12 protein-coding genes and 1 rRNA gene are annotated in these 11,117 nt (G+C 34.7%); all 13 read left to right on the forward strand.

Going from position 1 to position 11,117, the window contains the following annotated elements; genetic code table 11:
- Positions 1 to 20 precede the first annotated feature (20 nt).
- Complete coding sequence (locus WKS98_RS06870; RefSeq protein ID WP_498918046.1) at positions 21 to 713, forward strand: response regulator transcription factor; 693 nt, start codon at positions 21 to 23, stop codon at positions 711 to 713.
- Positions 700 to 2,919 (forward strand): sensor histidine kinase, encoded by a 2,220-nt coding sequence (locus tag WKS98_RS06875; RefSeq protein WP_498918048.1) that lies wholly within the window; start codon positions 700 to 702, stop codon positions 2,917 to 2,919. Before WKS98_RS06870 ends, WKS98_RS06875 begins: the two co-directional genes overlap by 14 nt.
- 27 nt (positions 2,920 to 2,946) lie before the next feature.
- Complete coding sequence (locus WKS98_RS06880) at positions 2,947 to 3,507, forward strand: hypothetical protein (RefSeq protein WP_498918049.1); 561 nt, start codon at positions 2,947 to 2,949, stop codon at positions 3,505 to 3,507.
- Positions 3,508 to 3,625: 118 nt separating this feature from the next.
- Positions 3,626 to 4,186, forward strand: a complete 561-nt coding sequence (locus WKS98_RS06885; RefSeq protein WP_498918051.1) for a hypothetical protein — start codon at positions 3,626 to 3,628, stop codon at positions 4,184 to 4,186.
- A 101-nt stretch (positions 4,187 to 4,287) separates the two neighbouring features.
- A complete protein-coding gene (locus tag WKS98_RS06890; RefSeq protein WP_498918053.1) occupies positions 4,288 to 5,052 on the forward strand; it encodes a ParA family protein in 765 nt (254 codons plus the stop codon).
- A gap of 4 nt (positions 5,053 to 5,056) precedes the next feature.
- Positions 5,057 to 5,893, forward strand: coding sequence for a ParB/RepB/Spo0J family partition protein (locus tag WKS98_RS06895; RefSeq protein WP_498918055.1), 837 nt, complete (start codon positions 5,057 to 5,059; stop codon positions 5,891 to 5,893).
- A gap of 1 nt (position 5,894) precedes the next feature.
- The gene (locus tag WKS98_RS06900; RefSeq protein ID WP_498918056.1) at positions 5,895 to 6,539 is read left to right on the forward strand and encodes a cyclodeaminase/cyclohydrolase family protein; all 645 of its coding nucleotides are present in this window, start codon (positions 5,895 to 5,897) and stop codon (positions 6,537 to 6,539) included.
- Complete coding sequence (locus tag WKS98_RS06905) at positions 6,540 to 7,697, forward strand: aminotransferase class V-fold PLP-dependent enzyme (protein ID WP_498918057.1); 1,158 nt, start codon at positions 6,540 to 6,542, stop codon at positions 7,695 to 7,697.
- Positions 7,684 to 8,187 carry a DUF4446 family protein gene (locus tag WKS98_RS06910; protein WP_498918059.1) on the forward strand — a complete coding sequence of 168 codons (504 nt, stop codon included), beginning with the start codon at positions 7,684 to 7,686 and terminating at the stop codon, positions 8,185 to 8,187. Before WKS98_RS06905 ends, WKS98_RS06910 begins: the two co-directional genes overlap by 14 nt.
- A 1-nt stretch (position 8,188) precedes the next feature.
- Positions 8,189 to 9,163, forward strand: a complete 975-nt coding sequence (pta, locus tag WKS98_RS06915; RefSeq protein ID WP_498918061.1) for a phosphate acetyltransferase — start codon at positions 8,189 to 8,191, stop codon at positions 9,161 to 9,163.
- 67 nt (positions 9,164 to 9,230) lie between these two features.
- A complete protein-coding gene (locus tag WKS98_RS06920; RefSeq protein ID WP_498918063.1) occupies positions 9,231 to 9,938 on the forward strand; it encodes a class I SAM-dependent methyltransferase in 708 nt (235 codons plus the stop codon).
- Positions 9,935 to 10,690 (forward strand): nitroreductase family protein, encoded by a 756-nt coding sequence (locus tag WKS98_RS06925; RefSeq protein ID WP_498918065.1) that lies wholly within the window; start codon positions 9,935 to 9,937, stop codon positions 10,688 to 10,690. Before WKS98_RS06920 ends, WKS98_RS06925 begins: the two co-directional genes overlap by 4 nt.
- A gap of 332 nt (positions 10,691 to 11,022) precedes the next feature.
- Positions 11,023 to 11,117: ribosomal RNA gene (locus tag WKS98_RS06930) — 16S ribosomal RNA — on the forward strand; the annotation flags it as partial.

Genomic DNA, 11,117 nt, shown 5'->3' on the forward strand with positions numbered 1-11,117 from the left:
AAAGACAGAAAGAGGATTTTATGATAAATTACAATATTTTAGTTTGTGAAGATGACAAGAGTATAGGAAACTCCATAAAAATATTTTTGGAGAACAAAGGTTATACTGTTTTTAATGCATATAATGGAGTTGAAGCTCTAAAAATTTTTGAAGAAAAAAATATTCATCTAGTTATAATGGACTTGATGATGCCGCTTATGAGTGGGGAAGAAGCCATAAGGGAACTTCGTAAGGACACCTATGTGCCAATTATAATTCTGTCTGCAAAGTCGGAGGAAGAGGACAAGGTCAATGGACTTAACATCGGCGCCGATGATTATATTACAAAGCCTTTTAATGCCAACGAGCTAGTGGCAAGGGTAAACTCTGCCATAAGAAGATTTTATAGATACACTGAAGATGAAAATAACGATGACAAAATTGAAGTTTCAGATGCAGTGCTAGATTTAAACAAAAAAATTCTTGAAATAAATGGACGTGAGGTTCATCTAACCTCCATTGAGTTTGATATATTGAAGCTACTTATGTCAAACCCAGGGAGGATATTTTCAATGGACGAAATTTACGAAAGGGTTTGGAACGAACCGGCAATTGAGTCGAAGACCGTTTCGGTACATATTAGGAGAATTAGGGAGAAGATAGAGATTGATCCTAAAAATCCAAGGTACCTAAAGGTTGCATGGGGGGTAGGTTATAAATTTGAAGCAAGCTAATCTAGATAAAGAAATGAATTTCAAAGTGGATATGAAGTTAGTTTTAAAGAGGATGCTCGTGGCTCTTTTAATACTTGCCATATCAACTGGGACGGGAATTTTTTTCTATAAAAATTATGGACAACTCAGTGAAGATGAAGTTATTCCATACTATTTAAATAATGGTTTCGGAAGTTACACTGATAACAAAGAATACGGTAACTATATGGGCGACTACTACAACACCGATTTGTTTATCGACTATTACTTTAAATATGGCGACTTTTACCCTTCCGACTCAATGGGTCATCCCATTGAAAAAGTGAGTAGTGGAGAAGAGATGCCTGAAGATGCAAAGCCAGAGGACTACTCTGTGCTAAGTAATATAAAAGAAAAGACCATAGACGGATTTGAGTCCTACTATAACGACAACGACTTTGTATTTTTGTCAAAGGGCCATATAAAAGACGGTAAGCTTGTCTTCGAAGGCAAGGAGCTAAAGAAGGAATATAAAAAAGCGATTATTCCAATTGTAAATAACTACATGAGTAATACCATCTACGAAAACCAGACCAGATATATTCCTAAAAGTAGCCCCGACTTTAACGACAAAAAATTTCACGAGATGCAAGGCTCCAATGAATCGGAAATTGAATATATCTACGCAGATGACGGCAATGAAGTGGTGGGAGTAAATATAAAAACACCTAAGTATAAGACGGCAAAGCTAGAAAGTTTTAACATTGGAATGACAAAGGATAAATACGAAAACAATCCGATTATAAAACACCCGACAAAACTTGTGTTTTCCTATGGATTTTTACCGGGAATTGCAGTCATGGCAATATTGTTTTTAATTTATGATTCCTTTTCCGATTTTGATAAATATAAAAACCTTCCAGTTATTAGGGCGTTTAGAAAAACGCCAATTGAAATAAAAATATTATTTTGGGTTGGTCTGATTTTAATATCGGGAGTAGGCCTTAACTATCCAGTAAGGTTTGGAGATATAAACTTTATAAACATTAGCTACATTTCGTCAATGGCATCCCTAATGCTTTTTTCATTTGCTGTTATATTAATTGAAAGATCCATTATTCTTCAAATCAAATTAATCTATAGGAATGGATTTAAAGAGGGATTTTTAGAAAATTCACTTATTGTAAATGGGTTTTCAATAACAAAGGACTACTCTAAAGTTGGCGTAAAAAAATTAAGCAAGAAGATAAAGACACTTCAAGGAGATATTGGAGAGTATTCATTAGGAAAGATTGTGGCCATAGTTGCAATATTTTTAATTCTTATGTTAATTGGACAAACTCTTGAAGTTAGCTGGCTTCTTACTCCAGCAATCGCATATATAATAGGCAAGGTAATATATACGTGGTCAAGGAGCATCTCAAAGATAAATAAACAAAGTAGTCTAATTGCAGAGGGAAACTTCGATGAAAAAGTAGACGAAGATATTCCGCACTTCCAAGTTATTGCAAAGAACTTCAACACCATTGGAGACAATATAAATAAATCTGTAGAAGAAAAGGTTAAGGCGGAGAGATTAAAGACCGACCTTATTGCAAATGTAAGTCACGACTTAAAGACCCCACTAACATCTATAATTTCATATTCGTCACTTCTTAAGGAAGAAGACACTCCTGAAGAGATGAAGGAAGAATATGTTGATATTATTTATGAAAAGGCAACGAAGTTAAATAATCTTATTGAAGATTTATTCCAAATCAGTAAGATTACAAGTAACTCTATTCATTTCAATAAAGAAAAAATAGATATTGTTGCATTTATAAACCAGGTTACTGGGGAATTTAGAGATGAGTTTGACCAAAAGGGAATGAAACTTATACTAAACGAGCCGGAGTATCCGATATACTGTCTACTGGATGGTCAAAAGACCTATAGGGTATTTGAAAACCTAATTACAAATATATTAAAGTATTCACAGGACAATACCCGTGTGTATATAACACTGGACGATGGCGGTGACAAGATTCGAATTACACTTAAAAATATTTCCAAGTTTGAACTGGATATCTCACCAGAAGAATTACAACAGAGATTCATCAGGGCGGACAAATCTCGAAACACCGAAGGAAATGGCCTAGGACTTTCCATTGCCACATCATTTGTGGAAGGGCAAGGTGGAGTTTTCAATATGGAAATAGACGGCGATTTGTTTAAGACGATTATTTATTTTAAGAAGTTCGAGGAGTAAAAATAATAATATCCTAAGGAGGAAGAGATGAAAAAGCTAAGCATAGGTTTTTTAATTTTGTTAATGGTGGTGTTTACATCTTGCAATAAGGATGTGAAAAATGTTGACACTTCAAATTCAAAAGACGGAATAAATACTACAGAGAATGTAAGTAATGCGGATTCTAAAATCTCAACAGAGGAGATTAGAAAAGATGAACTGAGATTTAATTATCTTGGAGCGGAACGGGGCTATATTGGGTTTGAACTTTTCTATGAAGGCCACGAAGATGATATGAAAGATTTATTTGAAGAGCTTGATAAGGTAAAGGTGGATGACCACTATAAATTAATTGGATACACCACTCTTGTTCATGAAAACAAATCAATTAACTTTAACTTTCCAAATGATGGGGAAGAGCTTGGCCTAAACATGGAAGAGTTTGATAATGGAGAAAGAAAATCAAGCTGCGCAGAACTAAAAAAAGGAGACAGAGCCTATGAGCTCATTGTAAAGATATATGAGAATGCTTTGAAGTCTTCAGAGCTTTCACCTGAAATAATTCAGAAGGCCTATGATGAAAATTTCAGTTTAAATAATTTAAAATAATTTATCATATGTGGAAGGGCAAGGTGAAGTTTTCAATATGGAAATAGACGGCGATTTATTTAAGACGATTATTTATTTTAAAAAGCTTGAGGAGGCATAATCTACCAAGGAGGAAGAGATGAAAAAGCTAAGCATAGGTTTTTTAATTTTGTTAATGGTGGTGTTTACATCTTGCAATAAGGATGTGAAAAATGTTGACACTTCAAATTCAAAAGACGGAGTAAATACTACCGAGGATGTAAGTGCTACGGATTCCAAAATCTCAACAGAGAAGATTAGAAAAGATGAACTAAGATTTAATTTTCTTGGAGCGGAACAGGGCTATATTGGATTTGAACTCTTCTATGAAGGACACGAAGATGATGTGAAAGATTTATTCAAAGAGCTTGATAAGGTAAAGGTGGACAACCACTATGAATTTATTGGACACACCACTCTTATACATGAAAATAAATCAATTAACTTTAACTATCCAACAGATGGGGAAGAGCTTGTCCTAAATATGGAAGAGTACGACAATGGAGAAAGAAAATCAAGCTGTGCAGAATTAAAAAAAGGAGACAAAGCCTATGAGCTCATTGTAAAGATATATGAGAATGCTTTGAAGTCTTCACAGCTTTCGCCGGAGATAATTCAGAAGGCCTATGATGAAAATTTCAGTTTAAATAATTTAAAATAATTTTTATGCCCGCCGTGCAGGTGGGTATTTTTTATGCGCAATTTTTTAAGCTGAAAAAGCCACTATTTCTATGTTATAATAAATTAAGAAAGGAAGGTATTATGAAAACAATTTGTATTTTTAATCAAAAGGGCGGAGTGGGTAAGACCACCACTGTTGTGAACTTGTCCTGTGGCATGGGAATAAGAGGGAAAAAGGTTTTGGTTTTAGATATGGATCCACAAGCCAACACCACTTCTGGACTTGGACTTGATAAAAACAATTTAGACAATTCAATATATGATTTATTTTCATCATCTACTTATGACATAAATGATTTAATTCATGAAACATCAAGCGAAAATGTTCATATAATACCTTCAAATATACAGTTATCAGGTGTGGAAATCGAACTTATCAGCATGGAGGAAAGGGAGTTTTATGTTAAGAAGGCCATAGAGTCTTTGAAAGATGAATATGATTTTATCTTTATAGACTGTCCACCATCTTTGGGACTATTAAGTATAAACGCCCTTGTTGCTTCGGACTCTGTTATAATTCCGATTCAGTCGGAGTACTATGCTCTTGAAGGACTTAGCCTAATTATAGAAACGATTAATCTTGTGAAGAAGTCTTTGAACAGCTCTTTAGAGATTGAGGGAGTGCTTTTGACAATGTATGATGGAAGGAATAATTTGGCGGTTGAAGTTGAAAAGGAAGTTAAGAAGTACTTTAAAGACAAGGTGTTTTCTACGATTATTCCAAGAAATGTACGACTTGCAGAGGCGCCAAGTTTCGGTGAATCGATTTTTACTTACGACAAAAATTCTCTAGGAGCGGCGGCTTTTAAAGATTTGACTAAAGAGATAATAAATAATAACAGGTGATTAGATGACTAAGAGAAAAGGTTTAGGAAGAGGCTTAGGCTCACTTATTCCACAAGACAGCATAGAAAAGTCCCTGATGGATTCTGATTTAGGTTCGGAAATACTTGAGCTTGATATAGATAAAATATACCCAAGGCACGACCAGCCAAGAAAGGAATTTGACGAAGATAGTTTATTTGAACTTAAGGAGTCAATTGAAGAGTTTGGTATAATTCAGCCAATTATAGTTAGAAAAGTAGACTCAGAATATGAAATTGTCGCTGGTGAGAGAAGGTATAGAGCATCTCTATTGGCAAATCTAAAAAAGGTTCCAGTTAGGATAATTGATGCTACGGACAAAGAGATTATGGAGATGTCCGTTATTGAAAACATTCAAAGGGAGGACTTAAATCCCTATGAAGAGGCGACTGCCTACGAAGAGCTTTTACGAACATATAACTATACTCAAGAGGAACTTGCAAAAAGGCTTGGCAAGTCGAGATCTTATATTGCAAATACCATTAGACTTTTAAAGCTTGACCCTAAGATACTCGAGTATTTGAAACAGGGAGATATAACTTCTACTCAAGCGAGAACTCTTCTTTCTATACAGGATGAAAAAGAGCGCTTCAAGATGCTTGAAAAGTTACTACTAAACAAGTCTTCTGTTAGGGAAGTTGAAAAGAAAACAACAAATAAAAGACCAAAGGATATTTACAAAGTCGAAATTGAAGAGAGACTTGTGGATTTTTTTGGGACTAAGGTCAATTTAAAACCTAAGAAAAAAGGTGGAAAGATAGAAATCCTCTATATGAGCAATGAGGATTTAGATAGAATTTTAGAAATTTTGGGAGGTATTTAATATGTATATTGATATGGATTTAGTTAACTTTCTAGAAAAAGTTAAGGGACCTGAAATGCCAGGTGGTGGCTCTGTAGTAGCTTATACTGGTGCTCTTGGTGCAGCTCTTACACTTATGGTTGCAAACTTAAGTTTTGGCAAGAAATCTTTTGAAAAGCTAGACGATGATATAAAAGAACTTGTTAAAGCAGACTATGTTAAGATGGAAAATAAAATTGAAGAGCTTAAGCTAATGGTTGAAGCTGACGCTAAGTCCTTTGACGCAGTTCTTGAAGCTATGAAATTACCAAAAGAAACTCCTGAAGAAAAGAAAATTAGAAATGAAAAGATGCAAGAGGGATACAAGACAGCCCTAGAAGTACCTCTAAAGACTTGTGGACTAATAATTGACTGTATGAAGCTTCAAGAATCATTTGCAAAATATGGAAATATTTGGGCAATAACTGACCAAGGCGCTGGAACTGCACTTCTTTATGGCAGTGGAGAAGCGGTGCTTCTAAATGTAATTATAAACCTTGAATCAATTGAACCAGGAGATTACAAAGACGGAATAGTTGAAAAACTAGAAGAGTATCAAGAAACATTAAAAGACCTTCACGAAGAGCTTATGGATAGTTGCTACAATAGATTGAAAGAGATGAAGTAAATGATTTATTTTGACAATGCTGCTACTTCTTGGCCAAAGCCTGAAATAGTTTATGAAAAGACAATGGAGGCAATGAAAGATTTTGGAGCAAATCCGGGACGAAGTGGCCATGCTATGTCTTTAAAGATGGATAGGGAAATCTTTACTGCCAGAGCAAAAGTTGCAGAGTTTTTCGGAGGGGACAATCCTCTAAACTTAATATTTTCGAAAAACTGTACTGATGCACTTAACATTGCCATTAAAGGTGCATATAAAGAAAAGAGCCATGTAATAACCTCTGCACTAGAACATAACTCTGTACTAAGGCCGCTGGTTCATTTAAGAGATGAGGGTCATATAGAGCTTACAATAGTTGAAGCAGACGAAAAGGGAGTGCTTAATCCAGAAGATTTTAAAAAAGCCATAAGGGACAACACTGACCTTTGCGTAATAACTGGAATGTCAAACTTAATCGGAACTATTACTCCTCTTGATGAAATAATAAAAGTTCTTAAAGAAAAAGATATCTTTGTCATTGTAGATGGCGCTCAATGCGTAGGGTATCTAGACATTGATGTGAAGAAACAAAACATAGATATACTTTGCTTCCCAGGACACAAGTCACTTCTTGGACCTATGGGGACAGGTGGATTATATATAAACACAGACAGAGTTTTAAGAACTGTTGTAGAGGGTGGAACTGGATCTTTTTCACAAGATTTAAATATGCCAAAAATATATCCAGACAGACTTGAGGGAGGTACATTAAACGGACCATCCATAGTAGGGCTTGGATATGGAATAGACTTTATTAATGAAACTGGACTTGAAAAGATAAGAGAACATGAAAATAAACACAGAGATAAATTTATTGAAGGAGTAAAAAATATTCCTGGAATTGAACTTTACGGACCACTTGACGAAAGACAGGGGCCTGTAGTTACATTGAACCTTGATGGAATTGACTCCTCAGCCCTTGCATATAAGCTGGACCAAGACTATGGAATAGCCACAAGAGCAGGTTTTCACTGTGCGCCATTGGCGCATAAGACAATCGGCACAGAGGAAAAGGGCGCTGTGAGATTTAGTTTTTCTTACTTCAATACCGACGAAGAAATAGATAAGGGCATTGAGGCTCTTAAAAACATATCTAATGAGGTAAAAAGTGGAAACATTTAAAACGATAGTACAAACAGGAAGCTTCTTTTTATTCATATTGTTAGCGCTTCTTATGTTTATAGCATTTACGAATATCTTTAAATTAAATAAAAAAATAAACAGACTTAAAAGGCGATACGACAATATACTAAGAGGAAGAGGAGAGCTTAACCTTGAAGAGATACTTTTGTCCCACTCTGAAGACCTGGACAAAGTTATAATATCCCAAGAGCAGATAAAGCAAAGGCAAGATGCTTTGGAATCCGTTATAACTAAAACCGTTCAAAAAGTTGGATACGTTAGATATGACGCCTTTCCTGAACTTAGAAATAGACTTTCTTTCTCCCTTGTACTTTTAGATGGAAAGGACAATGGAGTTATACTTACAAGTATTTATGGCAGAGATAACTCAGTAACTTTTTCTAAGGTGGTAGAAAGAGGAAAGGTTTCGGAAGATTTGTCGGAAGAAGAGAAGGCGTCTTTAGAAATGGCATTAAAACAAGGAGATTAAATTGGACATAATTAAAAATGTTAAAGATAAAATAGAAGGAAAAAATATAAAAATTGTCTTTCCTGAAGGGGAAGATTTAAGAATATTAAATGCAACAAGTAGACTTCAAGAAGAAAGCATCATCCATCCAATACTACTGGGAGATGTTGATGAAATAAAAAAAGTTGCAAGTGAAAATGGACTGGATATTTCAAAAATTGAAATACTTGACATGAAAAACTACGAAGAAAAAGACTTGTTACTTAAATCCCTCGAAGAGAGAAGAGCTGGCAAGAATACAAAAGAAGAATGTGAAGAAATGCTTAAGATTCCAAATTACTTTGGAACTATGCTAGTTCATACTGGAAAGGCTTCAGGACTTGTAAGTGGAGCGGTAAACTCAACTGGGGACACAGTTAGACCAGCGCTTCAAATAATAAAGACAAAACCGGGCATTTCAAGAACAAGTGGTGCAATGCTTATGCTTGGACCAAATGAAGAGCTATATGTATTTGCAGACATTGCAATAAACATCGAATTAGATGCTTCACAACTTGCGGAAGTTGCTATTTGTTCAGCAGAAACTGCAAAGCTATTTGGACTAGATCCTAAAGTTGCAATGCTTTCATTCTCCACAAAGGGATCTGCTAAGCACGACTTTGCAACTAAGATGGCAGATGCAACAAAACTTGCAAAGGAATTAAACAAAGACTTAGTAGTAGATGGAGAAATGCAATTTGACGCAGCAATTTCACCTGTGGTTGCAAAGAAGAAGGCCCCAGGTTCAGAGGTTGCAGGACATGCTAATGTATTTATATTCCCAGACCTACAATCTGGAAACATCGGTTACAAAATTGCACAAAGACTTGGAAACTATGAAGCCATAGGACCAATTCTACAAGGGCTTAACAAACCAATATCAGACCTTTCAAGAGGCTGTGTAGAAGAAGATATTTATAAAATTGCCCTTATAACTGCGGCACAATCATTACAATAAAAAGTGAGTAGTTTCGGAAAAACCGAGACTACTTTTTTATTGGGTATAACATACTAGAGGTGAGAATATGAGTGAATTTTATACTTCAATAGCAAACTACTATGAACAAATATTTCCTGTAGGAGCTGAAAAAATTAATTTTTTAATGAAGAGTAATCCTAAAACTGCAATGGACATCGCCTGTGCCACAGGAGAAGTCATGAAGGCACTTCAAGAAAAAGGTGTAAAAGTTTTGGGGATTGATTTGGACGATAAATTTGTAGAAATGGCAAGAGAAAAAGGCCTAGATGCAATAAAATTAAATATGCTAGACCTTGACGAAATAGATGAAAAGTTTGACCTGCTTTACTGCATTGGAAACTCCATAGCTCACTTAAAAGACTATGATGAAATAAAAAAATTTTTACAAAAGTCCTATGACAGAATAAACTTCGAAGGAAGAATTGTAATACAATTTATAAACTTTGAAAAATTTTTGAAAAATGAAAACGAAAATGGATTTCTAGGTAGCCTTCCAGATATAAAAAATGATAAATTTACATTTTATAGAAACTACTTTAAAGAGAAGGACCATATAAGATTTAACACCACACTGGCAATTAACGATCTAATAATAGAAAATAACGAAATACTATTTCCGCTATTAAAAGATGAAGTTGTTAGCATAATGCAGGAAGTGGGCTTTAAAAACATAAAAGTATATGGAAACTTTAAAGGCGAAGACTTTGACGAAAAAGTTAGCTTACCAGTAATAATAACAGGAGAAGTAAAGTGAACGAAACAATTAAACATCAACTTAAACACAGAAGCATTAGAGAATTTAAAGACCAAGAGGTATCAAAAGAAGACCTAAATATTTTTAAAGAAGTCATACAAAGGACAGCCACTAGCACCGGAGTACAATCCTATTCAGTAATAAGAGTGGTGGATAAGGAAAACAGAAAAAAGATAGCAGAAGTCTGCAAGCAAAGTTATGTAGAAACGGCGCCAGAACTTTTTATATTCATTGTGGACTGCTACAGAAACAATGAAATAGTAAAAGAAAAAACAGAAAAGAGCTATGAACAGGCCTACGACATGGAAAAATTTTTCCAAGGCTTTACCGATGCAGCCCTTGCTTCACAAAACTTAATGAACGCCATAGAATCAAAAAATATGGGTGGAGTATTTTTAGGGTCAATCCTTAATGACAGCAAAGAGATTATAAATATTTTAAAACTTCCGAAATATACCTTTCCTGTACTTGGAGTTGCCTTTGGGTATCCAAATCAAGAGCCAATGCTAAAACCAAGAATGGACATGAATTTAAGATTTTTTGAAGACGAATACAAAATCTTCGACAACTACCTGGAAGAGATAATAGATTATGACGAAGAGATGAAAACATACTATGACCTTAGACAAAAAGACAAACCACTGGACTCATTTAGTGAGCAGTTGATACAGAGATTTGAAAACACATTAGAAAAAAGAACGCTTATATTAAATGTAATTAAAGAACAGGGCTTCGACTTTAAATTAAAATAACTATAAATAAAGTAGGAACGAGAATAAGAAAACTTTAAAAAGAATTAAAACAAGGAAAATAATAAAAACATTTGACAAGATGGAAATAACTTGTTAATATAATTAGGCACTCAAGGAAGTGCCTTTTTAAATTCTTCGAAAAGAAGCAAGTTTTTTTAAAAAAGTTTAAAAAAGTGCTTGACAATATATTTTAATAGTGATACTATTAAATAGTTGTCGCTCAAAGCGAGTGCAAAGAACCTAAACAAGTGAAAAGTGTAAAAAACTTTTGAGTAAGTACAACCAAACAATTTCGGTGAAAAAAATAAAGTCAGCGAGAGCTGATCAAACATTTAATAGAGAGTTTGATCCTGGCTCAGGACGAACGCTGGCGGCGTGCTTAACACATGCAAGTCGAACGATGAACCTCGAAATGATTTCTTCGGAG

Origin of the sequence: Lagierella sp. ICN-221743 (genome assembly GCF_037890055.1) — a bacterium.
GTDB lineage: Bacteria > Bacillota > Clostridia > Tissierellales > Peptoniphilaceae > Mediannikoviicoccus.

What these genes read in the sequence shown, in the direction of transcription:
- WKS98_RS06870 (WP_498918046.1), top strand. Translation starts at nt 21, where the DNA reads ATGATAAATTACAATATTTTAGTTTGTGAAGATGACAAGAGTATAGGA.
- WKS98_RS06920 (WP_498918063.1), top strand. Translation starts at nt 9,231, where the DNA reads ATGAGTGAATTTTATACTTCAATAGCAAACTACTATGAACAAATATTT.
- WKS98_RS06885 (WP_498918051.1), top strand. Translation starts at nt 3,626, where the DNA reads ATGAAAAAGCTAAGCATAGGTTTTTTAATTTTGTTAATGGTGGTGTTT.
- WKS98_RS06880 (WP_498918049.1), top strand. Translation starts at nt 2,947, where the DNA reads ATGAAAAAGCTAAGCATAGGTTTTTTAATTTTGTTAATGGTGGTGTTT.
- WKS98_RS06895 (WP_498918055.1), top strand. Translation starts at nt 5,057, where the DNA reads ATGACTAAGAGAAAAGGTTTAGGAAGAGGCTTAGGCTCACTTATTCCA.
- WKS98_RS06905 (WP_498918057.1), top strand. Translation starts at nt 6,540, where the DNA reads ATGATTTATTTTGACAATGCTGCTACTTCTTGGCCAAAGCCTGAAATA.
- WKS98_RS06900 (WP_498918056.1), top strand. Translation starts at nt 5,895, where the DNA reads ATGTATATTGATATGGATTTAGTTAACTTTCTAGAAAAAGTTAAGGGA.
- WKS98_RS06890 (WP_498918053.1), top strand. Translation starts at nt 4,288, where the DNA reads ATGAAAACAATTTGTATTTTTAATCAAAAGGGCGGAGTGGGTAAGACC.